Origin of the sequence: Streptomyces sp. NPDC001380 (assembly GCF_042895785.1) — a bacterium.
In the GTDB taxonomy this organism is placed as follows: Bacteria; Actinomycetota; Actinomycetes; order Streptomycetales; family Streptomycetaceae; genus Peterkaempfera.
In genome coordinates this window covers 136250-159880 of record NZ_JBIAWP010000012.1, presented here as the reverse complement: position 1 = coordinate 159880, position 23631 = coordinate 136250, and the positions used below count along the sequence as shown (strand labels likewise).

General features: G+C 75.6%; 20 protein-coding genes. 12 read left to right on the top strand and 8 right to left on the bottom strand.

Annotated elements, in window-relative coordinates; all coding sequences use genetic code 11:
- The first annotated feature begins 110 nt into the window (after window positions 1-110).
- The 3 genes from egtB to egtD all read left to right on the top strand — a co-directional run bounded on the left by egtB (window position 111) and on the right by egtD (window position 3317).
- Window positions 111-1451 (top strand): ergothioneine biosynthesis protein EgtB, encoded by a 1341-nt coding sequence (gene egtB / locus ACFY07_RS17075; protein WP_390869419.1) that lies wholly within the window; start codon window positions 111-113, stop codon window positions 1449-1451.
- Window positions 1451-2203: an ergothioneine biosynthesis protein EgtC gene (egtC, locus tag ACFY07_RS17070; protein ID WP_390869383.1), complete on the top strand. Its 753-nt coding sequence runs from the start codon at window positions 1451-1453 to the stop codon at window positions 2201-2203. The genes egtB and egtC overlap by 1 nt, the downstream gene beginning before the upstream one ends.
- 91 nt (window positions 2204-2294) lie before the next feature.
- Window positions 2295-3317 (top strand): L-histidine N(alpha)-methyltransferase, encoded by a 1023-nt coding sequence (gene egtD, locus ACFY07_RS17065; RefSeq protein ID WP_390869382.1) that lies wholly within the window; start codon window positions 2295-2297, stop codon window positions 3315-3317.
- A 90-nt stretch (window positions 3318-3407) separates the two neighbouring features.
- On the opposite strand, the gene ACFY07_RS17060 is transcribed toward egtD, so the two are convergent.
- From ACFY07_RS17060 to ACFY07_RS17050, 3 genes are all read right to left on the bottom strand, one after another.
- On the bottom strand, window positions 3408-3818 hold the full coding sequence (locus tag ACFY07_RS17060) for a PPOX class F420-dependent oxidoreductase (protein ID WP_230652852.1): 411 nt from the start codon (window positions 3816-3818) through the stop codon (window positions 3408-3410).
- Between the two features lie 108 nt (window positions 3819-3926).
- Window positions 3927-5135, bottom strand: a complete 1209-nt coding sequence (gene fahA / locus ACFY07_RS17055; RefSeq protein WP_390869381.1) for a fumarylacetoacetase — start codon at window positions 5133-5135, stop codon at window positions 3927-3929.
- Entirely contained in the window at window positions 5132-6445 is a 1314-nt protein-coding gene (locus ACFY07_RS17050) for a homogentisate 1,2-dioxygenase (RefSeq protein ID WP_390869380.1), read from the bottom strand. Before ACFY07_RS17050 ends, fahA begins: the two co-directional genes overlap by 4 nt.
- Window positions 6446-6754: 309 nt before the next feature.
- On the opposite strand from ACFY07_RS17050, the gene ACFY07_RS17045 reads away from it, so the two are divergent.
- The 6 genes from ACFY07_RS17045 to ACFY07_RS17020 all read left to right on the top strand — a co-directional run bounded on the left by ACFY07_RS17045 (window position 6755) and on the right by ACFY07_RS17020 (window position 15548).
- Window positions 6755-8038 carry an extracellular solute-binding protein gene (locus ACFY07_RS17045; protein ID WP_390869379.1) on the top strand — a complete coding sequence of 428 codons (1284 nt, stop codon included), beginning with the start codon at window positions 6755-6757 and terminating at the stop codon, window positions 8036-8038.
- 141 nt (window positions 8039-8179) lie between these two features.
- Window positions 8180-9190, top strand: coding sequence for a carbohydrate ABC transporter permease (locus ACFY07_RS17040; protein WP_390869378.1), 1011 nt, complete (start codon window positions 8180-8182; stop codon window positions 9188-9190).
- Between the two features lie 43 nt (window positions 9191-9233).
- The gene (locus ACFY07_RS17035) at window positions 9234-10157 is read left to right on the top strand and encodes a sugar ABC transporter permease (RefSeq protein WP_390869377.1); all 924 of its coding nucleotides are present in this window, start codon (window positions 9234-9236) and stop codon (window positions 10155-10157) included.
- A gap of 128 nt (window positions 10158-10285) precedes the next feature.
- The gene (locus ACFY07_RS17030; RefSeq protein WP_390869376.1) at window positions 10286-12013 is read left to right on the top strand and encodes a glycoside hydrolase family 13 protein; all 1728 of its coding nucleotides are present in this window, start codon (window positions 10286-10288) and stop codon (window positions 12011-12013) included.
- A gap of 1 nt (window position 12014) precedes the next feature.
- Window positions 12015-13067: a LacI family DNA-binding transcriptional regulator gene (locus ACFY07_RS17025; protein WP_230652838.1), complete on the top strand. Its 1053-nt coding sequence runs from the start codon at window positions 12015-12017 to the stop codon at window positions 13065-13067.
- Between the two features lie 591 nt (window positions 13068-13658).
- Window positions 13659-15548: a right-handed parallel beta-helix repeat-containing protein gene (locus ACFY07_RS17020; protein WP_390869375.1), complete on the top strand. Its 1890-nt coding sequence runs from the start codon at window positions 13659-13661 to the stop codon at window positions 15546-15548.
- Between the two features lie 164 nt (window positions 15549-15712).
- Here ACFY07_RS17020 and ACFY07_RS17015 read toward each other — a convergent pair whose 3' ends face one another.
- Window positions 15713-16582: a hypothetical protein gene (locus ACFY07_RS17015; RefSeq protein ID WP_230652835.1), complete on the bottom strand. Its 870-nt coding sequence runs from the start codon at window positions 16580-16582 to the stop codon at window positions 15713-15715.
- A gap of 766 nt (window positions 16583-17348) precedes the next feature.
- On the opposite strand from ACFY07_RS17015, the gene ACFY07_RS17010 reads away from it, so the two are divergent.
- The gene (locus ACFY07_RS17010; protein ID WP_230652833.1) at window positions 17349-17585 is read left to right on the top strand and encodes a DUF397 domain-containing protein; all 237 of its coding nucleotides are present in this window, start codon (window positions 17349-17351) and stop codon (window positions 17583-17585) included.
- A gap of 90 nt (window positions 17586-17675) precedes the next feature.
- Here ACFY07_RS17010 and ACFY07_RS17005 read toward each other — a convergent pair whose 3' ends face one another.
- Complete coding sequence (locus ACFY07_RS17005; protein WP_390869374.1) at window positions 17676-18206, bottom strand: ATP-binding protein; 531 nt, start codon at window positions 18204-18206, stop codon at window positions 17676-17678.
- Window positions 18207-18610: 404 nt separating this feature from the next.
- On the opposite strand from ACFY07_RS17005, the gene ACFY07_RS17000 reads away from it, so the two are divergent.
- Together ACFY07_RS17000 and ACFY07_RS16995 are read left to right on the top strand one after the other, a co-directional pair.
- Window positions 18611-19477 carry a helix-turn-helix domain-containing protein gene (locus tag ACFY07_RS17000; RefSeq protein WP_390869373.1) on the top strand — a complete coding sequence of 289 codons (867 nt, stop codon included), beginning with the start codon at window positions 18611-18613 and terminating at the stop codon, window positions 19475-19477.
- A gap of 257 nt (window positions 19478-19734) precedes the next feature.
- On the top strand, window positions 19735-20136 hold the full coding sequence (locus ACFY07_RS16995; RefSeq protein ID WP_230652827.1) for a MarR family winged helix-turn-helix transcriptional regulator: 402 nt from the start codon (window positions 19735-19737) through the stop codon (window positions 20134-20136).
- Window positions 20137-20221: 85 nt separating this feature from the next.
- Here ACFY07_RS16995 and ACFY07_RS16990 read toward each other — a convergent pair whose 3' ends face one another.
- The 3 genes from ACFY07_RS16990 to ACFY07_RS16980 form a co-directional block, all read right to left on the bottom strand.
- On the bottom strand, window positions 20222-21139 hold the full coding sequence (locus tag ACFY07_RS16990; protein ID WP_390869372.1) for a DMT family transporter: 918 nt from the start codon (window positions 21137-21139) through the stop codon (window positions 20222-20224).
- A gap of 298 nt (window positions 21140-21437) precedes the next feature.
- Window positions 21438-22388: a M56 family metallopeptidase gene (locus ACFY07_RS16985; protein ID WP_390869371.1), complete on the bottom strand. Its 951-nt coding sequence runs from the start codon at window positions 22386-22388 to the stop codon at window positions 21438-21440.
- A gap of 227 nt (window positions 22389-22615) precedes the next feature.
- On the bottom strand, window positions 22616-23275 hold the full coding sequence (locus ACFY07_RS16980) for a DUF5134 domain-containing protein (protein WP_390869370.1): 660 nt from the start codon (window positions 23273-23275) through the stop codon (window positions 22616-22618).
- Between the last annotated feature and the right edge of the window lie 356 nt (window positions 23276-23631).

The window sequence follows — 23631 nt, the reverse complement described above, 5'->3', positions numbered from 1 at the left end:
CGAACACGCCGTCGGGCACCCGGCCGGGCACCGCCCCGGGCGGCGCGACGGGCGCCGCGCCGGACGCCGCCCGCGCCTCCCTCCCCGCCGGGCCCCCGCGCCCCGAAGCGCTGCCCGCCGAGGCCCTGCGCGAGCGCATCGCCGCCGAACTGCTCGCCGCCCGCGCCCGCACCGCGGTCCTCACCGGCAGCGTCGACGACCGCGACCTCACCGCCCAGCACTCGCCGCTGATGTCGCCCCTGGTCTGGGACCTCGCCCACATCGGCAACCAGGAGGAGCTCTGGCTGCTGCGCACCGTCGGCGGCCGCGACCCCCTGCTCCCCGGCATCGACTCCCTCTACGACGCCTTCGAGCACCCCCGCGCCGAGCGGCCCTCCCTGCCGCTGCTGCCGCCCGCCGAGGCCCGCGCCTACGCCCACGACGTCCGCGGCCGGGTCCTCGACGTCCTGGAGGCCGCCGCCCTGGACGGCGACCCGCTGCTGCGCGGCGGCTTCGCCTTCGGCATGGTCGCCCAGCACGAGCAGCAGCACGACGAGACCATGCTGATCACCCACCAGCTCCGCCAGGGCCCGCCAGTCCTCGACGACCCGGCGCCGCCCCCCGCGCCCGCCGACGCCGCCGCGCTCCCCGCCGAGGTGCTCGTCCCCGGCGGCGACTTCACCATGGGCACCTCCACCGAGCCCTGGGCGCTGGACAACGAGCGCCCCGCCCACACCGTGCACGTCCCCGCCTTCCACCTCGACACCGTCCCGGTCACCAACGGCGCCTACCAGCGGTTCGTCGCCGACGGCGGCTACGACGACCCCCGCTGGTGGACTCCGGAGGGCTGGGACCACCGGCAGCGGGCCGGCCTCACCGCCCCCCTCTTCTGGACCCGCGACGGCGCGACCTGGCTGCGCCGCCGCTTCGGCCGCACCGAGGAGGTCCCCGCGGACGAGCCGGTCGTCCACGTCTGCTGGTACGAGGCCGACGCGTACGCCCGCTGGGCCGGGCGCCGCCTGCCCACCGAGGCCGAGTGGGAGAAGGCGGCCCGCCACGACCCCGCCACCGGACGCTCCCGCCGCTACCCGTGGGGCGACGCCGACCCCACCCCCGAGCACGCCAACCTCGGCCAGCGCCACCTGCGGCCCGCCCCCGCCGGCAGCCACCCCGCCGGCGCCTCCTCGCACGGGGTCCGCCAGCTGATCGGCGACGTCTGGGAGTGGACCTCCAGCCGCTTCACGCCCTACCCCGGCTTCCGCGCCTGGCCCTACCGCGAGTACTCCGAGGTCTTCTTCGGCGGCGACTACCGGGTGCTGCGCGGCGGCTCCTTCGGGGTCGCGCCGGTGGCCTGCCGGGGCACCTTCCGCAACTGGGACCACCCGGTGCGGCGCCAGATCTTCTCCGGCTTCCGCACCGCCCGCGACGCCGAGCCCCGCACCGCCGGCCGCACCGCCCCCGGAGCCGCCTGATGTGCCGCCACCTCGCCTACGTCGGCGAGCCCCGGGCGGTCCGCGACCTGGTCACCGCGCCCCCGTACGGGCTCCACCAGCAGTCCTGGGCGCCGCGCATGCAGAAGTACGGCACCGTCAACGCCGACGGCTTCGGCGTCGGCTGGTACGCCGACGGCGACCCCGTGCCCGCCCGCTACCGCCGCTCCGGACCGATCTGGGCCGACCCCTCCTTCGCCGACCTCTCCCGGGTCGTGCGGACCCGCGCCCTGCTCGCCGCCGTGCGCTCCGCCACCGACGGCTGCGCCCCCGGCGAGGCCGCCGCCGCCCCCTACGCCGCCGACCGCTGGCTCTTCAGCCACAACGGCGCCCTGCCCGGCTGGCCCGCCGCCTTCGCCGACCTGGCCGCCGCCCTGCCGCCCGCCGACCTCCTCGCCCTGGAGGCCCGCTGCGACTCCGCGCTGGTCTGGGCCCTGGTCCTGCGGCGGCTGCGGGACGGCGCCACGCCCGGCGACGCCCTCGCCGCGACCGTCGCCGACGTCGCCGCCCGCGGCGACGCCCGCCTCAACCTGCTCCTCACCGACGGCACCGCCATCGCCGCCACCACCTGGGGCGACACCCTCTTCCACCGCCTGGAGCCGGGCCGCTGCGCCCTGGTCGCCTCCGAGCCGGGCGACGACCTGCCCGGCTGGACCGCCGTCCCCGACGGGTCGCTGCTGCTCGCGACCGCCGACGCCGTCACCGTCCGCCCCCTGGCGGGACCGCCGGGCTGACCGGTGCGCGCCGGCGGTCCCGCCCCGGCCGACGCGCACCGCCGCCCGACCCCGACGGCACCCCACCCTTCCCGTGAGAGGACGCCCCGCCATGGCCGCACCGTTCGACTTCACCCGCCTGCTGCCCGCCGACCACTTCGACGCCGCCCTCCGCCACGACGTGCGCACCGGGCTGACGGCGGATCCGAAGTGGCTCCCGCCCAAGTGGTTCTACGACGCCCGCGGCAGCGAGCTCTTCGAGCAGATCACCCGGCTGCCCGAGTACTACCCCACCCGCGCCGAGCGGGCCATCCTCACCGCCCGCGCCGCCGAGGCCGCTGCGGCCACCCGGGCCCGCACCCTGGTCGAGCTGGGCTCCGGATCCTCCGAGAAGACCCGGCTGCTGCTGGACGCGCTGCGCGACCTCGGCACCCTGGAGTCCTACGTCCCCGTCGACGTCAGCGAGAGCGCCCTGCGGGAGGCGGGCGACGCCCTGGCCGCCGAGTACCCCGGCCTCGCCGTGCACGCCCTCGTCTCCGACTTCACCGCGACCCTGGCGCTCCCGCCGACCCGCGGCCCCCGCCTCGTCGCCTTCCTCGGCGGCACCCTCGGCAACCTGCTCCCCGACGAGCGGGCCGCCTTCCTCGCCGCCCTGCGGCGGGAGCTGGAGCCGGGCGACTCCCTCCTCGTCGGCACCGACCTGGTGAAGGACCCGGCCGTCCTGGTCGCCGCCTACGACGACGCGGCCGGTGTCACCGCCGCGTTCGACCGCAACGTCCTGCACGTCGTCAACCGCGGGCTCGACGCGGACTTCGACCCCGACGCCTTCGCGCACGTCGCCCACTGGAACGCCGCGAACGAGTGGATCGAGATGCGGCTGCGCTCCCTCCGCGAGCAGACCGTCAAGATCCGCGCCCTGGACCTGGCCGTCCCCTTCGTCGAGGGCGAGGAGCTCCGCACCGAGGTCTCCGCGAAGTTCCGCCGCCGCGGCATCGCCGCCGAACTCGCCGCCGCCGGGCTGGAGCTGGTCCACTGGTGGACCGACCCGGAGGAGCGCTTCGGCCTCTCGCTGGCCACCCCCGCCGACCGCGACGGCGCCGCCCGGGACGCCGCGGCCCCGGGCGGCGCCTCCTGACGCTCCGTCACCGGAGGCGCCGCCGTGCCGCGGCGCCTCCGGTCCGGCCGGTCCGGCCGGTTCGACCGGCCCGATCGGCCCGACCGGCCGTCAGGGGGTGCGGGGCTCCCGCAGGGTGATGCGGATGCCCACCGTGCCGGCCCGGCCGCGCCGCAGCCGGCTGCCCAGCATCGTCAGCCGTCCCAGCAGCCCGTACTTGCGCGCCAGCAGGGCGCGGTAGCGCTCGGTGCCGTCCGCGTCCAGGAGCTCGGCGGTCGCCGGGACGTCCTCCCCCTGGCGCCCGCCGCGGACGTCGCAGGGCGCGACCAGCACGTCCGCCCGGTTGCGGATGCGCTTCACCTTCCAGGAGTCCGCCGCGGTCCACACCCCGAGCGCGTCGCCGTCCCGCACGACCCACACGGGGGTGGGCACGGTGGAGCCGTCCTTCTTGTAGGTGGTGACCAGCAGGTACTTCCCCGCCCCGAGCCGGTCCAGCGCCGCGGCGCCGTCGTCAGTCGTCATGGCGTCAGGGTACGGCGGGACCGGCCCCCGCCCGTCCGCGCCCCGCGGCGCCGACGGGCGCGGCGGGCGCGGACGGGCCTGCGGACGGGGGCCGGGCCGCCCGGTGCCTCAGGACGGGCCGGGCAGCACCGTCCCGGCCACCTCGCCGAAGCCGATCCGCACCCCGTCGGCGCCGGGCGCGGTGGCGCTCATCACGACCGTGTCGCCGTCCTCCAGGAAGGTCCGCTCCGTGCCGTCCGGCAGCCGCAGCGGGTCGCGCCCGTTCCAGGTCAGCTCGATCAGCGAGCCGCGCTCCTCCGGCAGGCGGCCCGAGACGGTGCCCGAGGCGTACAGGTCGCCGGTGCGCAGCGAGGCGCCGTTCACCGTCATGTGGGCCAGCATCTGCGCGGGCGACCAGTACGTGCCGCGGAACGGCGGGCGGGAGACCACCGCGCCGTTCAGCCGCACCTCCAGGGCCAGGTCCAGCCCCCAGGGCTCCTTCTCCTCCAGGTACGGCAGCGGGGCCGGGTCCTGGGGCGGCACGGGGACGCGGGCGTGCTCCAGCGCGGCGAGCGGCACCACCCAGGGCGACACCGACGTGGCGAAGGACTTGCCGAGGAACGGCCCGAGCGGCCGGTACTCCCAGGACTGGATGTCGCGGGCGGACCAGTCGTTCACCAGCACCGCCCCGAAGACGTGGTCGGCGAAGGCGCCGACCGGCACCGGCTCGCCGAGCCGGGAGGGCGCCCCGACCACGAAGCCGACCTCCGCCTCGACGTCCAGCCGCTCCGTCAGGCCGAAGAGCGGCCCGCCGGGACCGGACCGCTGCCCGGCAGGCCGCCGCACCCCCGTGCCGGAGACCACGACGGTCCCGGCCCGGCCGTGGTAACCGACGGGCAGGTGCCGCCAGTTGGGCAGCAGCGGCTCGCCGTCGGGCCGGAAGATCCGCCCCACGTTGGAGGCGTGCTCCTCGGAGGCGTAGAAGTCGACGTAGTCCGCCACCTCGAAGGGCAGGTGCAGCCGCACCCGGTCCAGCGGGTGCAGGTGGGCCTCGGCGAACCGGCGCTGCTCCTCCCCGGTGAGCAGCTCGGTGATCCGGCGGCGGACGTAGGCCCACTCGCCGGGGCCGCGGCGCAGGAAGCGGTTGAGGGAGCCGGTGGCCAGGTCGGCGCCGAGCGGGGTGCCCGCCCACACCGCGGAGGCGTCGAGCACGTGGCCGCCGATCGCCACGCCGACCCGGGGGGTGCCGCCGGGCGGGGTGAAGACGCCGTAGGGGAGGTTCTGCACGGGGAAGGGCGAGCCCTCCGGCACGGGGACCCAGCTGTGCGGCGCCGTCACCCGGCACCGCCCGGCGTCCCCGGAGCGCCCTGTCCGCCCTCTCCGCCCTGTCCGCCCTCTCCGCCCTGCACGTCCTGTCCGCCCTGCACGTCCTGCGGGCCCAGCGGCCCCTGCGGCCCGCGGCCGCTCCAGCTCCACGCGTACCGCCCGTCGTCGGCCGCCCGGCCGCCCTCGGCGATCTCCAGCGGGCGGAAGGTGTCGACCATCACGGCCAGCTCGTCGAAGAACTCCGCGCCGATCGAGCGCTCGTAGGCGCCGGGCTGCGGGCCGTGGGTGTGGCCGCCGGGGTGCAGCGAGACCGAGCCCTGGCCGATGCCGGAGCCCTTGCGGGCCTCGTAGTCGCCGCCGCAGTAGAACATCACCTCGTCGCTGTCCACGTTGGAGTGGTAGTAGGGGACGGGGATGGAGAGCGGGTGGTAGTCCACCTTGCGGGGGACGAAGTTGCAGACCACGAAGCCCGCGCCCTCGAAGACCTGGTGCGCCGGCGGCGGCTGGTGGATGCGCCCGGTGATCGGCTCGTAGTCGCGGATGTTGAGGGCGTACGGGTAGAGGCAGCCGTCCCAGCCCACCACGTCGAAGGGGTGGTGCGGCAGCACCATCACGGTGCCGGCCACGCCGTCGCCGCCGGACGCGCGGTGCTTGACGTGCACCTCGACGTCCTCGCCCTCCTCCAGCAGCGGCCCGGACGGTCCGCGCAGGTCCCGCTCGCAGTAGGGGGCGTGCTCCAGCAGCTGCCCGAAGCGGGAGAGATAGCGCTTCGGCGGCGTGACGTGGCTGTTGGCCTCGATCGCGTACAGCCGCAGCGGGGCGTCCCCGGCGGGCACCCAGCGGTGGGTGGTGGCGCGGGGGAGGACGACGTAGTCGCCGTCGCCGACCTCGATCGACCCGAAGACGGTGTCGACACGGCCCGTGCCGGACTCCACGTACACGCACTCGTCGCCGATGGCGTTGCGGTAGAGGGGGGAGGGGCGGCCGGCGGCGACGTAGGCGATGCGCACGTCGGCGTTGCCGAGCACCACCCGCCGGTCGGTGACCGGGTCGGCCTGCCGCCAGGTCTCCCCGGGGAACAGGGAGTGCAGCCGGAAGTGGAAGGGCTTCAGCGGATGGTTCGGCTCCGCCTTGGCCTCGGTGAGCCGCCACACACGGCTGTCGACCAGCGCGGAGGGGATGTGGCGGTGGTAGAGGAGGGAGGAGTCGGAGGAGAAGCCCTCCTCGCCCATCAGCTCCTCGAAGTAGAGCCCTCCGTCGTCCCGTCGGAACTGGGTGTGCCTTTTGGGCGGCACCGTGCCGAGGGTCCGGTAGTACGCCACCTGCGCCTCCTGAGCGACTGTCGCGGCCTGCCGTCCGGGGTCGGGACGGCAGCTCTCATGACAGTGGCGCCGGTCACGCCTGTCAAGGAAGACCGGGGGCTGCGGTCGCGTTACCGCAACCGGCAGGACACGCGGGCGTAACGAATCGCATATCCTTGCAGAAACTTGCTGCAAGGACTTTCCGAGCTGCTCACGCCGCTGTTACGTTCCTCCCCAAGCCCGACGGCCGCAATGGCGCAGTCGGACCCCCGGGACAGCCATTATGCGGTGTCCCGACTCTCTCGGGCACCCACCCTTCTAGGAGTTCTCATGCGGCGTGGTATTGCGGCCTCCGCACTTGTCGCGGCCCTCGCGGTCTCGATGGCGGCCTGCAGCAGCAGCGGCGGCGGCAGCGGTTCGGACAAGGCGGCCTCCGGTCCGGTCACCATCACCTGGTGGGACACCTCCAACGCCACCAACGAGAAGCCGACCTACGAGGCCCTGATCAAGGAATTCGAGCAGGCCAACCCGAAGATCACGGTCAAGTACGTCAACGTCCCGTTCGACCAGGCGCAGAACAAGTTCCAGACCGCAGCCGGCAGCAAGGGCGCTCCGGACGTCTTCCGCTCCGAGGTCGGCTGGACCGCCGCCTTCGCCAAGGCCGGCTTCCTGGCCCCGCTGGACGACACCGCCGCCCTGGACAACCGCGCCGACTTCCAGCCCAGCCTCCTGGAGCAGGCCAAGTTCGACGGCAAGACCTACGGCGCCCCGCTGGTCACCGACACCCTGGCCCTGCTGTACAACAAGGACCTCCTCAAGAAGGCCGGCATCGCCAAGGCCCCCGCCACCTGGGACGAGCTGAAGACCGACGCCGCCCAGATCAAGAAGAAGGCCGGCGTCGACGGCTTCACCCTCCGCGCCGACGCCTACTACGCGCTGCCCTTCATGTACGGCGAGGGCACCAACATGGTCGACGCCGCCAACAAGAAGATCACGGTCAACTCGCCGCAGGCCGTCAAGGCCGTCGACACCGCGAAGTCGATCCTGGCCACCTCCGGCGTCACCAAGCTGGACATCACCGCCGACGGCTACGCCCACATGCAGGACGCCTTCAACAGCGGCAAGACCGCGATGATCGTCCAGGGCCCGTGGGAGCTCACCAACATCTTCAAGGGCTCCGCCTTCACCAACAAGGACAACCTGGGCATCGCCCCGGTCCCGGCCGGCTCCACCGGCAAGGCCGGCGCCCCGACCGGCGGTCACAACCTGGTCGCCTACGCGGGCTCCGACAAGGCCCACCTGGAGGCCTCGGAGAAGTTCATCGGCTGGATGACCTCCGCCGAGACCCAGGCCAAGATCGCGGTGAAGAACGGCACCCTGCCGACCCGCGCCTCCGCCTACACCGCCGAGGTCAAGGCCGCCCCGGGCGTCGCCGGCTACCAGGCCGTCCTGAGCGTCGCCCAGCCGCGGCCGGAGCTGCCCGAGTACAGCTCGCTCTTCGCCTCCCTCGCCACCAACTACAACAAGATCCTCTCCGGTGACGAGAGCACCCAGGCCGGCCTCGACGCCACGGCGGCCGACTACCAGAAGCTCCTCCCCGGCTTCTCCAAGTAATCCCCAGGGCCGCCCGGCCCGCCCCGCACGGGGCGGGCCGGGCGGCCCCTGTGGCGTCCCCGGTGCGGGCCCGCACCGGGGAGGCCCTCCCGCACAGCCCCCCGCAGCCCGATCTGCGAACCTCTCGAAAAGGTGTCGAAGATGACCGTCGCCGTCCAGGGTGGAAGCCCCGGAGGCCGCAGCGACCGCGCGTCGCGACCCGGCCTCGTCAGCCGTATACGGCAGTCGTACAACCGGAACTGGTACGCCTGGGCGATGGTCGCCCCGGTCGTGCTGGTGATCGGCACGCTGGTGCTCTACCCCCTGGGCCGCGGCATCTACCTGTCGCTGACCAACGCCAACAGCCTCAACGTCGGCCGGACCATCGGGGTCAACCACATCCCCGACTCGTTCAGCTGGGTGGGCTTCGACAACTACAAGGACATCCTCTTCGGGGACGGCTCCTACGACCGCTTCTGGTCCCACTTCGTGTGGACCATCGTCTGGACCGCGGTCTGCGTCGGCCTGCACTACGGCATCGGCCTGGGCCTCGCCCTGCTGCTCAACCGCGACAACCTGCGGGGCCGCACCTTTTACCGCATGATGCTGATCCTGCCGTGGGCCGTCCCGACCTTCGTCACGATCTTCTCCTGGCGGCTCATGCTGGCCGACGACGGCGGCATCGTGAACTCGGCGCTCGACTGGCTGCACCTGCCGACCCAGGCCTGGCTCACCGACCCGTTCTGGCAGAAGGTCTCCGCGATCCTCGTCAACACCTGGGTCGGCGTCCCCTTCATGATGGTCTCCCTGCTGGGCGGCCTCCAGGCGATCCCGGCCGAGCTCTACGAGGCCGCCGAGACCGACGGCGCCACCCCCTGGCAGCGGTTCCGGCACGTCACCCTGCCCGGCCTGCGCTCCGTCAGCAGCACGGTGATCCTGCTCGGCATCATCTGGACCTTCAACCAGTTCAACGTGATCTTCCTGCTCTTCGGCCAGTCCGGCGCCCCGGACGCGCAGATCCTGGTCACCTGGTCCTACCGCCTGGGCTTCGGCCAGCAGCCGCGCGACTACGCCCAGTCCGCCGCCTACGGCGTGATCATCCTCTCCATGCTGATCGTCTTCGCCTCCTTCTACCAGCGGTGGCTGAAGCGCAACGAACTGGCCAACGGCTGACGGGCGCGACCGTCGCGACGCAAGAGAGAGGGCAGGAGAAGCCATGAGCACCACCGCAGACCTCCCGGTGACGGGAGCCCCCGACCACGAGCCGGCCCCCACCGCCGGCACCGCCAAGCCGCGCCGCCACCGCGGACGCGGCCAGCGCAGCAGGGGCCAGACCGCCCTGCTGCACACCCTGCTGGGCATCGCGAGCCTGGTGGCCTTCTTCCCGGTCGCCTGGATCGTCTACGTCTCGCTGGGCCCGGACAAGAGCGACTACCTCCACCCGGACAAGATCGCCGGCAAGATCAGCTTCAGCAACTACAGCGACGTGCTGCAGAACACCGACTTCCTGAAGTGGTTCGGGAACTCGGTCCTCATCGCCCTGTCGGCCACCCTCATCGGCGTGCTGCTCTCGGCCAGCGCCGGCTACGCGGTGTCCCGCATGAAGTTCCCCGGCCACCGGCCGCTGATGTGGACCTTCCTGATCACCCAGATGTTCCCGGTCGCGATCCTCATCGTGCCGCTCTACAACATCCTGGCGGGCCTGAACCTCCTGGACACCTACCAGGGCCTGGTCATCGTCTACCTCACCACCGCGATCCCCTACTGCGCGTGGCTGATGAAGGGCTACTTCGACACCATCCCGGTCGAGATCGACGAGGCCGGCCGGGTCGACGGGCTCAGCCCCTTCGGCACCTTCTGGAAGCTGGTCCTCCCGCTGGCGCGCCCCGGCCTGGCCGTGGCCGCCTTCTACTCGTTCCTCACCGCGTGGGGCGAGGTCGCCTACGCCACCCAGTTCCTCCTCTCCAGCGAGAAGTACACCCTCGCGGTCGGCCTGCAGACCTTCGTCAGCGAGCACGACGCCCAGTGGAACCTGATGGCGGCCACCTCGGTGATGATCGCCCTCCCGGCGGCGCTGTTCTTCTACCTCGTCCAGCGCCACCTGGTCACCGGCCTCACCGCCGGCGCCTCCAAGTCCTGACCCCGCGGGCGGGGCGCCGTCCGCCTGCGCCCGGCGCCCCGCCCGCACCCGCTCCACCTCCCCACGCTGCGCACCGCCGGTCCACACCCGGACCGGCGGGACGACACCGAGTCCCTGAGGGATCCGCCATGACCCAGTACCTGACCGACGCCTCCCGGCCCGTTGCCCCCGCCGCCGACACCGCCCCCGGTGCGGCCGCCGCGTCCGCAGCCGAGCCCAGAGGCTGGTGGCGGGACGCGGTCATCTACCAGGTGTACCCGCGCAGCTTCGCCGACTCCGACGGCGACGGGATGGGCGACCTGCCCGGCATCCGCTCGCGCCTGCCGTACCTGCGCGCCCTCGGCGTCGACGCGGTCTGGCTCTCCCCCTTCTACGCCTCCCCGCAGGCCGACGCCGGCTACGACGTCGCCGACTACCGCGCCATCGACCCGATGTTCGGCGACCTGCACGACGCCGACGCGCTGATCCGCGACGCCCACGGCCTGGGCCTGCGCGTCATCGTCGACCTGGTGCCCAACCACTCCTCCGACCAGCACGAGTGGTTCAAGCGCGCGCTGCGCGAGGGCCCCGGCTCGCCGCTGCGGGAGCGCTACCACTTCCGCCCCGGCAAGGGCGAGGACGGCGAGCTGCCCCCGAACGACTGGGAGTCGATCTTCGGCGGGCCCGCCTGGACGCGTACGAACAACCCGGACGGCACCCCCGGCGAGTGGTACCTCCACCTCTTCGCCCCCCAGCAGCCCGACTTCAACTGGGAGAACCGGGCCGTCGCCGACGAGTTCCGCTCCATCCTGCGCTTCTGGCTCGACATGGGCGTCGACGGCTTCCGCATCGACGTCGCCCACGGCATGGTCAAGGCCGCGGGCCTGCCCGACATCGGCGGCCACGACCAGCTCAAGCTGCTCGGCCACGACGTCATGCCCTTCTTCGACCAGGACGGCGTCCACGCGATCTACCGCGAGTGGCGCAAGATCCTCGACGAGTACCCGGGCGAGCGCATCGGCGTCGCCGAGGCCTGGACCCCCACCGTCGCCCGCACCGCCAACTACGTGCGCCCCGACGAGCTCCACCAGGCCTTCAACTTCCAGTACCTGGGCACCGACTGGGACGCCGCCGCCCTGCGCGAGGTCATCGACGTCTCGCTCGACGCCATGCGCCCGGTCGGCGCCCCGGCCACCTGGGTCCTCTCCAACCACGACGTGACCCGGCACGCCACCCGCTTCGCCAACGATCCGGGCCTCGGCACCCAGCTCCGCACCCCCGGCGACCGCGCGCTCGGCCTCCGCCGCGCCCGCGCCGCCTCCCTGCTGATGCTGGCCCTGCCCGGCTCCGCCTACGTCTACCAGGGCGAGGAGCTCGGCCTGCCGGACGTCACCGACCTGCCCGACGAGGCCCGCCAGGACCCGGCGTTCTTCCGCGGCGCCGGCCAGGACGGCTTCCGCGACGGCTGCCGCGTGCCGATCCCGTGGTCCGGCACCGAGGCCCCCTACGGCTTCGGCCCCGAGGGCGGCGCGAGCTGGCTGCCCCAGCCCGCCGAGTGGGCCGAGCTGAGCGTCGAGGCCCAGACCGGCGACCCGAACTCCACCCTGGAGATGTACCGCAGCGCGCTCGCGGTCCGCCGCGAGCACCCCGCGCTGGGCGCCGGCACCGCGGTGACCTGGGTCGACGGCCTGCCCGAGGGGGTCCTGGCGTTCCGCCGCGACACCGCCGAGGGCTCCTTCGCCTGCACCGTCAACCTCACCGCCGAGGCCGTCCGCATCCCGGCCCCGGGCCGGGTCCTGCTGTCGTCCGCCCCGGCCGAGGTCGTCGACGGCGCCGTCGAGCTGCCGTCGGACTGCACGGTCTGGTGGGCCGTCTGACATGGGTGCAATAGGCTCAGGAGCTGTGACTACGGCGCGACTGGCGGACATCGCGGCGCAGGCGGGGGTAAGCGAAGCCACCGTCTCACGCGTCCTCAACGGCAAGGCGGGGGTGTCGGCTGCCACCAGGCAGACGGTGCTCGCCGCTCTCGACGTGCTCGGCTACGAGCGGCCGGTGCGCCTGCGGCAGCGCAGCGCCGGCCTCATCGGGCTGATCACCCCTGAGCTCAGCAACCCGATCTTCCCTGCCCTGGCCCAGGTGATCGAGCAGGTCCTCAGCCGGCACGGGTACACGCCCGTGCTGTGCACCCAGACGCCCGGCGGGTCCACCGAGGACGAGCTGGTCGACATGCTGGTGGAGCGCGGTGTCTCCGGCATCGTCTTCGTCTCGGGCCTGCACGCGGACACCACCTCCGACCCCGACCGCTACGCCAAGCTGTCGGGCCGTCAGGTGCCGTTCGTGCTGATCAACGGCTACAACGAGCGGATCTCCGCGCCGTTCGTCTCGCCCGACGACCGGGCGGCCATGCGGATGGCCGTCCAGCACCTCGTCGAGCTGGGCCACGAGCGGATCGGCCTCGCGGTCGGCCAGCGCCGGTACGTGCCGGTCCTGCGGAAGATCGAGGGCTTCACCGCGGCGCTCCGCGACATCCTCGGGTGCACCCCCGAGGAGGCGGACGCGCGGGTGCGGCACACGCTGTTCAGCGTCGAGGGCGGCCACGCGGCCGCCGGCGCGCTGCTGGACCAGGGCTGCACCGCCATCGTGTGCGGGAGCGACATGATGGCGCTCGGCGCGATCCGGGCCGTCCGGCAGCGCGGTCTGACCGTGCCGCAGGACGTCTCGGTGGTCGGCTTCGACGACTCGCCGCTGATCGCCTTCACCGAGCCGCCGCTCACCACCATCCGCCAGCCCGTGGAGGCCATGGCCACCGCGGCCGTGGACGCCCTGCTGGAGGAGGTCGGGGGGAACCCGGCGCAGCGCGCCGAGTTCGTCTTCGAGCCCGAGCTGGTCGTCCGCGGCTCCACCGCGGCGGCCCCGGCCCGTCGGGACTGACGGCCCGTCGGGAACGCCGGGCCGTCGAAGCCGACGGCACGCCCCGAGGGGCGGCCGGACCGGGCCGGCCGCCGACCGCCCGCCACCGGCTGCCGCCGGTACCGCACCGCCCGCCCGCGCCCCCGGGCGTCCGCACGCCGGACGCCCGGGGGCGCGGGTGTGTCCGCACCCGTGCGCCGACGGCCGTCGTACGGACGGTTCCGGACAAACGGCGGCACCGGCCGCGGCCCTCTGCCTAAGCTGGCGCCAGCTGGAGCGCAGTCGTCTGGGGGGACGCAGCATGGGCCGGGACCAGAACCCGCCGGGTCGGCGGCCGACGGAGCCGCCGGAGCAACCGGAGGGCCGGGAGGGCCGGGAGGGCCCGGAGCGGGCCGGGGGCCGCAGCCGGGCGAGGCCGCACCGGGGGAGCGCCGGCCCGCGGCGGACGGCCCGGGAGGCGGACCGCCGCGGCGCACCGCGCTGCGCTGGGCGGCGGCCGGAGCCGTCCTCGCCACCGCGGCCGGCGGCGGGGAGCTGCTGCGCCGCACGCTCGCCGACGGCCGCCCGCACGGGGCACGGGCGGCCGGACCCGCGCACCCCGGCGCCTCCGCCGTGCCGCCCCCGCCGCCCGCGGACGCCCGCGGCGGCCGCCCCTGGTCCGATCCGGCGGGCTGGGGCGGCCGCGTCCCCGGCCCCCGCGACACCGTCCGCGTCCGCGACCACGTCGTGCTCGACACCGACGCCGCCGTCGCCGGACTGGTCGTCGAACCCGGCGGCGCCCTCGTCGCCCGCCCCGACCGCTCGGTCACCCTCACCGCCGCCGGCAGCGTCGTCGTCCACGGCACCCTCGCCCTGGCGCCTGCCGACGCAGCCGCCGTCCACACCCTGCGGTTCACCGGCATCGACGAGGGCCGCCTGCGCGGCGGCGGCATGGGCGTCGTCGAGGGCGACACCGGCCTGTGGGTCACCGGTGAGGGCTACCTGCGCCTGGACGGCGCCGTCAGGACCGCCTGGGTGCGGGCCGCCTCCGACCTGCGGCCGGGCGACCGCACGGTCGTCCTCGCCGCGGCCCCCGAGGGCTGGCGTCCCGGCGACGAGCTCGCGGTGACCCCCACCGCGCCGCCCACCGGCGACGGGTTCTCCACCGCGTACGACCTGTGCACCGTGCGGTCCGTCAGCGGAAGCACCGTCACCCTCGCCGCACCGCTGCGGCACGCCCACCCCCGGGTCGCCCCGGGCGGCGGTGCGCCGCTCGGCGCGGAGGTCCTCAACCTCACCCGCAACGTCCGCGTCGAGGGCACCCCGGACGGCCGGGCCCACGTCCACCTCACCAGCTCCCGCCGCCAGGACGTGCGGCACGCCGCGCTGCGCTGGCTCGGCCCGCGCCGCGCCACCGGGGAGACCTGGGCGTCGCCGCAGGGCACCGCGCCGGTCACCGAGCCCGTCCTCGGCCGGTACGCGCTCCACTTCCACCTGCTGGGCGACACGAGCCGCGGCACCACCGTGGAGGGCGTCGTCGTCCGGGACGCCGGCAACCACGCCTTCGTCCCGCACGGCAGCCACGGCATCACCTTCCGCAGCTGCGTCAGCCACGACACCCAGGAGGACGCCTACTGGTGGGACGGCGCCCCGGACACCCGCACCCCCCAGGGCCCCTCCGACGACATCCTGTACGAGTCGTGCGTGGCCTCCCGCACCCGGAGGGAGCCGGGCTTCCGCGCCTACCGGCTGACCGGCTTCAGCCTCGGCGCCGGACACGGCAGCAGGGCGCTGGACTGCGTCGCCGTGGGCGTCCAGGGCGCCGAGGGCGCCTCCGGCTACGAGTGGCCGGAGGGCGGCGAGGGCGTCTGGACCTTCGAGCGGTGCCTGGCCCACAACAACCTCGAGGACGGCGTCTTCGTCTGGCTCAACACCTCACGCCGCCACGTGGTCAGCGACTTCGTCGCCTACCACAACGGCGGCTGGGGCATCGAGCACGGCGCCTACCTCAACGACTTCACGTACCGCACGTGCGTGCTCCACGGCAACGCGGCCGGCGGCATCGCCGTCCACTCCCTCGGGCGCGGCCGCGGCACCCTCTTCGAGGGCATCCTGGTCGACGCCGCCGGGATGTCCGACTTCGCCGTCGCCACCGCGAAGCACCAGCTCGCCGGCGGCCCGGTCACCCTCGGCCGGTGCCGCTTCACCGGCTACCGCCGGGCCGGCGTCGGCCTCCGGGCGACCCGGGACGGGGCGCCCGACAACGTGGAGGTGCTGGACTGCTCCTTCGGCGGCAACGAGCTGTGGCTGGACCCGGAGGCCCCCGCCCCCCGCAGCGTCGTCTTCCGCCCGGTCGGGGGCGGCGCCGTCACCGTCCTGGACCGGGGCGCCGCGGGCACGGCCGTGCCCGCCTGGAACGCCGCCACCCGGCCCGCCGCCGTGTCCGCCCCGGCACGGCCCCCGGTCACCCCGGCGGTCCGGCTCGCCGGCGCCGCCGCCCGCACGGCGCGCCTCGGGGTCTGAGCCGGACCGGGCCGGGAGCGCCGCCGCCCGCCGGTCCGGGGGCGGGCCGTCCGGCGGGCGCCGGGCACGACGCGGAGGCCGTCCGCGGGAACCCCCGCGGACGGCCTCCGCACGGATCGGCGACGCCTCCGGCGGCCCGGGCCGGGACCGCCGGACGCAGTCCGTCAGAACGCCGGGACCGGCCGGTCCGGCTGCCCCTGGGACACGCCCAGCGCCGAGAGGTAGGCCGAGACGACCAGCCGGCCGATGGCCGGGTACGCGCCCAGCGGCGCCGCCGCCGGGCAGTCCGCCTCCTCGGCCACCGACGCCACCAGCTCCGCGTCGACCTCCGGGCCGACGACGAACGGCGCCAGCGCGGGACGGGACACGCCCGTCTCCCGCAGGTGGGCGGCGGCGGCCTGCACCGAACCGGGCACGTCCAGCGCCGCGGCCACCACCGGGACGGCGAGCCGCGCCGCGAGCAGCACGCCCGTGATCCCGGCGGCCTGGGCGGCCTCCTCGCCGCCCGCCACGGCCAGGACCACGCCGTCGGCGGCGGTGTTGATGGTGAACAGGCGCGCGCGGTCCGCGCGGGCCAGCCCCGCCTCGGACAGGCGCACGTGCACGGCCTCGGCCAGCAGCGGGTGCGGGCCGAGCGCGTCGGTCACCACCGCGCCGGTCTCGGCCGCGGCCCCGTGCAGGGCCGCGAGCGCGTCCTGGTGCGGGCCGGGGAGCAGCGGCACCACGACCGGGGCCGGGAGGCCTGCGGCGGCGGCCTTCGCCAGCAGCTCGGACACGCCGGAGCCCTCGGAGCCCTCGGCGGTCGCCAGGTACGCGGCGGTGACGTCGATGCCGGGCTGCTCGCCCCGCACGATGGAGACGATCTCGTCGGCGACGAACCGGGCCTCGGCGCTGTCGGCGGACGGCACGGCGAGCAGCAGCGCCGGTGCGCCCTCGGGTATCTCGGGACGCTCCGGGCGGCGGTGGCGTCCCCGGGCGGGGGAGCCGGGAGTACGGACGGGCAGCGGGGTGCCCGGGGTGGCGGCAGAGCTCATGGCGACCGATCGTAGGTCATTCGGGTGATGCTGCGGCAGCGGGCTCCCGCAACCGGCGTGCCACAGGCGGGGACAAGTGGGACAGGCGGTCGAAAAGGGTCCGAAACAGTCGATCGCCGGTCGGCCTTGCCTGCTTCACGGTCCCCTTCGGAGCGTCCCTGTCCCCGCGATGACCTGCTGTCACTCACCCGTGCGGGATGTCCGGCGCGCTGCCGGGGCCGCCGGGCCGCGCCGGCCCCGGAGCCGGAGGTTCCGGGGCCCGGTGCCGGCGGAGGAGAAGGGGCGGCGGGGGGAGGGAGGAAGGGGAGGGGAGAGGGGGAGGGGGGGGGGAGGTGGTGCGCCGGCCGCCGCTCGGTGCCGCCTGGCGCAGCTCCGTTCCGCGCGCGACCCTGCGGGGTGCGGGTGACCAGCGTCACACCGTTACTCCGGTGACGTTCCGTGTCCCGTGCCCTCGGCCCTCCCGCCCGCCCGTCGCACCCTGCGCCCACGGGCCGTGCACGGAGTGTGGCCGCGGCGCGGCGGATTCCGCTCTGGTATGTCCGCTTACGAAACGTCAATCCGCTTGTCCTGTGGGCTTTTCGTCACAGGATGCACACTAACGTGCACAGGCAATTGCCTGTGCGGATGCACGTGCACAGCGGCTATCATCACGTGCAGTGAGGCGGGTGCCCGATCTCCCGCAGGGCGGGCGGAGCCTGCCGGTCGCACGGCCGCGACGCCGAGGAGTACGGCGTCACGCGCAGGAACCGCATTCCGGGAGCTTTCTATGGGCCACACGTACAACGGCATGGCGGCCGCGGAGATCCGTGACGTGGTCTGGCAGAAGAGCCGGCACAGCAATTCCCAGGGGAACTGCGTGGAGCTGGCGAGACTGCCCGGCGGCGACGTCGCCGTGCGCAACTCCCGCTTCCCCGAGGGGCCCGCCCTCATCTACACGCGCGCGGAGATCGAGGCGCTGCTGCTGGGCGCCAAGGACGGGGAGTTCGACCACCTGGTGGGCTGAGTGCGGGTCGTGCGGCCGTCGCCGGGTGCTCCGGCGGCGGCCGGCGCCGGACGCGCGGTGCCGGGGCGCGGCGCGTCCGGGTCCGCCGCATCAGGCCCGGCGGTGCCGGCCGGAGTGGTCCTGCATGCCGAAACCGCGCTGCGCCGGGGCCTCGCGGGCCTCGAACAGGGCCCAGACCACCTTCCCCGCCCCGGCCAGCGGGTGCCACCCCCAGGACCGGCTGAACGAGTCGACCAGGTGCAGCCCCCGGCCCGACTCCGCGATGTAGTCGGCCTCCCGCGTCACCGGGCCCGCGCTGCTGGGGTCGCTCACCGCGCACACCACCTGCGGGGCGCGGTGCACCAGGCTGATCCGGATGGGCAGGTGCCCGTCGGCCCCCTGCCGTGCCTGCTGCGGGAGGGGGGCGGCGGCCTCGGCGGCCCGCAGCCGCAGGGCGTGCCGCAGGGCGTTGGTCACCAGCTCGGACGCCACCAGGGCGACGTCGTCGAAGAGTTCGCCGAGCCCCCAGCGCTGGAGCGAGCTCCGGGTGAAGTCGCGGGCCGTCCCCACCGACTCGTAGCGCGGCGTGAGCGTGCATGTGACCACGTCCGGATCGGCCGTGACCGCCGGAGCGGCGCCCATGAACAGCTCCTCCCATAAGGGACTTGACACAGCGGGACCCGCCGGGGTCATGCGGGACACCTCCGACTCGGTCGGCCGGGGCGTCCGCGCGCGCAGGCCGCCGCCGACCGGATGCACGGTGGCGCTTCGGACGGCTGACGCTGCCTCGCGTGGGGTGATGCGGTCCCCGCGGGGTTGCCAGTGGGTGTGCATGTGCACGTGCACCATGGTCCTCTCTGCTCACGGCAGATGCAAGGGTCGATTCACGTGCAGGCGTACGAATGGCATATGCGAGCAACGGATGCACGTGCATCAGGTTCTGCATGCGCAAGAATTCCCAGAGATCCGCATGCCTGTGCGGGCACCGTTCGGAGCTGGACAGTGGCAGACTGTGCCCTGTTTTCGTCGGGTGGAGGTAAGACCGCATGACCACAGTTCAGCCGGGGGGCGGCTCGATGGTGCGCCGGATCCTCCTCGGCTCCCAGCTGCGACGGCTCCGCGAGGGCCGGGGCATCACCCGCGAGGACGCGGGCTACACGATCCGGGCCTCCGAGTCCAAGATCAGCCGCATGGAGCTCGGGCGTGTCAGCTTCAAGGAGCGCGACGTCGCCGACCTGCTCAGCCTGTACGGCGTGGACGACGAGGCCGAGCGGGAGGCGCTGCTCGGACTCGTCCGGGAGGCCAACAGGTCCGGCTGGTGGCACAGCTTCAGCGACGTCCTGCCCGGCTGGTTCCAGACGTACGTCGGCCTCGAGGAGTCCGCGGCGCTGATCCGCACCTACGAGCTGCAGTTCGTCCCCGGGCTGCTGCAGAGCGAGGAGTACGCGCGGGCGGTCTTCGGCCTCGCCAGGCCCGCCATCGGCGAGGAGGAGATCGAGCGCCGCGTCGGCCTGCGGATGCGCCGCCAGAAGCTCCTGGCCGGCGGCGACTCGCCCCGGCTCTGGGCCGTCGTCGACGAGGCGGCGCTCCGCCGCCCGGTCGGCGGGCCGGAGGTGATGCGGGGGCAGGTGCAGCACCTGATCGACATCGCCGAGCAGCCCAACGTGGTGCTCCAGGTGATGCCGTTCCGGTTCGGCTGCCACGCGGCGGAGAGCGGCGCCTTCACGATCCTGCGCTTCCCCGAGCAGGACCTGGCCGACGTCGTCTACCTGGAGCAGCTCACCAGCGCGCTCTACCTCGACAAGCGCGACGACGTCGACTGCTACGTCCAGGTGATGGAGCGGCTCTGCGTGGACAGCCTGACGCCGGAGCAGACCACGGACCTGCTGCGGTCGATCCTCGCCGAGGGCTGACCCGGCCGGCGGGGCGGCGGTCCGCCGTGCGCCGTCCGGCCGCCGCGTGCCCTCCGGTGCGTGGGCGGTCCGGCGCACGGGCGGTGGACCGCTGGAACGGCGGGGTGCTCCGTGCGCTGCGGGTCCCGGCCTGCGGGCCGCACCCCCCGCCGCACGCCGGACCGCCCGCCGCCCGCCGCCACGGGAGCGGTCCGCGGGCCGCCCCGCCTGTTCCTGTGCACATGCATGCATTCCGGCTGCGCTGTTAGCATGGCGCGATGCCCGACCTGGACCCCGCCGCCGAGCGGACGCTCGTGGAGGAGTGGCGCGGCCTGCTCGCCCGCCACGCCGCCACCGCCTGCGCCCTCGACCGTGAGCTGAACGACCGCCACGGCCTCGGCATGAGCGACTTCGAGGTCCTGGACCGCCTCGCCGAGAGCGCGGGCGGCGGCAGTGAGAAGCTCCGCGTCCAGGAGCTGTCCGGCGCCGTCCACCTCAGCCAGAGCGCCCTGTCCCGGCTCCTCGGCCGCCTGGAGCGGGACGGCCTCGTCCAGCGCGCCCTGTGCAGCGCCGACCGCCGCGGCGTCTACGTCTCCCTCACCCCCGAGGGCCGCGCCCGCCACCGCGAGGCGCTCCCCACCCAGCGCGAGGTCCTGGCCCGCACCCTCACGTCCCCCTGACCCCGGGCCGACCCCGGCTCCCCGCCGCCCCGGCCCGCCCCCGGCCCCGGGCCGCCTCTGGTCACCCCCGGGGCCCCCGCGCCGGTCAGCCGGGGCGGCGGCCCTCCGCCTCTCCCACCGGCTCCGGCAGCGGGACGCCGCCCGGCTCCTGCGGGCAGGCGTCCGGCAGCGCCGGGTGGCGGCCGATCACCACCACCCCCAGCACGATGCCGAGCAGCCCCGCCGCCTCCCACGCCATCGCCCCGGGTGTGAGGCGCAGCCGGTCGCCCAGGAACCCGACCCCGCAGGCGATGCCCGCCAGCGGCTGCGCCGCGGTCAGCGCGGGCAGCGACATCCGCAGCGGTGCCGCCTCGAAGGCGCTCTGCACCAGGATCAGCCCCACCACGCCGATCGCCGCCACCGCGTACGGCTCCCAGTCGCGCAGCGCCGCCGCCACGCCGTGCGCGCCGATCTTCTGGGCGGTGGTCCGGGTGAGGGCGTCCTGCACCCCGTACAGCAGGCCCGCCGCCAGGGCCAGCGGTGTCGCCTCGGCGAGCAGCGGCATCCGCCGGGCCGTGCCCACCAGCAGCAGCGCCAGGCCCGCCACCACCCCGAAGACCAGCCAGTGCCGCAGCGCTCCGGCCTCCGTGCCGCCCCCGCGGGGGCGGCCCGCCACGATGAACACCGCCACCCCCGCCGCGAGCAGCAGCACCCCGCCCCAGCCGGAGCGCCCCAGGCTCTGCCGCGTGAGCGCCCGGGCGAGTGCCATGGCGAAGAGCAGGCTGGTCGCCAGCAGCGGCTCCACCAGCGACACCTCGCCGCGGTCCAGCGCCGTCGCGCTCAGCGCCTGACCGCCGATCATGAAGGCGATGCCGAGGAGCCACTCGCCGTCCCGCACCAGGTGCAGGAGGAGCCGCCAGGAGAGGAAGTCGGCGCGCGACGCGCGCTGCGCCGCGTGCTGCTGGAGGACGAAGCCGAGGCCGAGGCAGCAGGCCGCGCCGACACCGAGAACGAAGACGACCACGGACGAATCACCCGTACGAACGCCCGGCGCAGCCGTCGGCCGGCGGGCGGCTGGAGGACACCTGCCGGAAGGGTAACCCGGACTGGCGGCGCCACAGGTCCGTGTCGCCGGGACCGGCAGGTCCGGCCCGCGTGGCGCCCCGCCCACGGGTCCGTCGCCCGCCGGTGCGCGGTCCGTCCGGCCCGGGCGCCGGGACGTGCCCCGTCGTACCGCGCCGGAGGCCGTCCGGGCGGGCCCGTGCCGTCCCGCCCGGGACCGCACCGCTGCGGTCCCCGCCGTCCCGCTCCGGTCCCCGCCGTCAGAGCAGGGCGTGCAGCCCCGGCGCCAGCGCCAGCAGCAGCGGGACGGCCAGCGCCGTCAGCCCGGCCGCCGTCAGCCGCACCCGGTGGCGCACCGGCAGCCGCGGCTCGCCCGCCAGCAGCCGGTCCACCCGCCGCGGCACCTCGGCCCGCTGCGCCGGGCACGTGCCGAAGACGCCGCGCCCGGAGTTCAGCTCGACCAGGGCCAGCGCGGTGGCCAGCCGGCCGTGGCGGCGGGAGGCGGCGTCGTCCGCGGCCAGCTCCACCAGGCGGCCCACCTCGTCCCGGAAGGCGGCGAACACCGCCACCCCGGGGAAGCCCGCCGCCAGCGCCTCGCCGCACTGCAGCAGCCAGTGGTGGCGCGCCCGCACGTGGCCCCGCTCGTGGTCCAGCACCGCCGCCAGCTCGCGGTCGCTCAGGCGGCGCAGCGCCCCCGTGGTCACCACCAGCCGGGCCGCCGGGCCGGGCAGCGACCACGCCTCCGGCTGCAGGCTCTCCAGCACCACCAGCCGCTCCCGCGCACCGTCCCCTCCCGCCCCCGCGCCCGGGGGCAGGTCGGGGGCGAGCCGGGCCAGCTCGGCCTGGCACAGGCTGCGCGCGGCCCGTGCCGCCCGCACCTCGCGGGCCAGCGCCACCGCGGTGTGCAGCCCCCCGTACGCCAGCACCAGCGCGGCCGCCGCGCCCCAGAGCCCGGCGTCCGCGAAGCCGTAGGCGTCGACGACCTGACGCGGCGCCGACCGGAACAGGGCCTCCCGTACGGCGGGCACGGCCGCCGAGGCCGCCAGCACCAGTCCCAGTCCGCAGCAGAGCAGCACCGAGACGACCAGGCACTGCCACACGCCGAGCGCCACCACCGGTTCCCGCTCCGGCCACGTCGCCCGTACCAGCAGCCGGGGCATCGCCGTGGACAGCAGGAGGCAGAGCAGCATCAGGCCGAGCAGGGCTGTCATGGCAGCGGTCTCCCGGTGGGGTCGGCGCGCGACGGTGCGCGCGGCTCCAACCTAGGCGCAGCGGCGCCCCCGTGGAACGGCTTCCGGTGCGGCGTGACCAAGGACACGGCGCCGTGCGCCGCACGGGTCCCCGCAGGTGCGGACCCGTCCCGGAGCCGCCGGGCCCGCCGTCCGCCCCGGCGCGCGCGGGTCCGGCCGGCGCGTGCGGCCCGCCCGGCCGGCCGGGCTCATCCGGTGAGGAGCATGGCGAACATGCCGATCCCCATCACCAGCCGGCACGCCCCCGCGAGCCCCGGCGCGTGCGCTGCCGGGGCGCCCCCCGGGACCGCCGGGGCGCCGGCTGCGACCGCCGGACGCAGTAGCCGCCCGCCCGCCCAGAGCGCGTACCCGCCGAAGTAGAGCAGCAGGAGTCCTCCCAGCAGCGGGAGCGGCGGCCCCCCGGCCGTCCCGGGGTGGGCGGTGTGGACCGCGTGGGCCGCGCCGTGGCCGACGCCCCCCGCCATCGCCGCCGCCGTGTACACCATCGCGCCGGCGCCCACCGCGTGGTGCAGCCGGTGCGCACGCTCCCGGACCCGCGCCCGGCGCAGCGCGGCGGTGGCGAACCAGGCCGCGACCAGGCCGAAGGCCGCAGCCCAGGCGACCGGCGGCAGTCCGGCGTGCCGGGCGGGCGGCAGCGCCATCGCCGCCATGCCGAGGCCCATCAGGGCCTCCGCGGCGTCCGACTCCCGGTCCGCCGCCCGACCGGGACGGGCGTCGGACCCCGGGGCGGCCGCGCCGGGGGCGCAGCCGCCCCGCGCCGCGCCCGTGCACAGCCGCACCAGGCAGTTGAGGCCCGCGGCACCCGTGAGCGCCGCGAGCAGCCAGCCGAGAAGAGGGGCCCCGTGCATCCGCGTCCCCTCCGGTCGGCGGCGGTGATCACTCCCCACGGTCGCGGGCCGGGCGCCGCGCCAGCAGGGCGCGCGAGGGGGCGCACGGGTGTACCGCACGGTGCGGGCCGGGGGCGTGCCGGGGGCGGGCCGGCCCCGCCCGGCCCCTCCTGCGGGACCCCCGGTGCGGCGCCCCGAGGCCGGACCGCCGGTGCCGGACCGCCGGTGCGGGGACGGCCCGCCCCGCCCCACCCGCGACCCCGGTGCGGCCCCGGCGCGGCGCGGCGCGGCCCCGCACGGTCCGGCCCGCGCCCGGCGCCGGGAGGCCCGCCCCCGGCGCGCCCGCCTGCGGCGGCCCGCTCCCGCACGGGTACCCT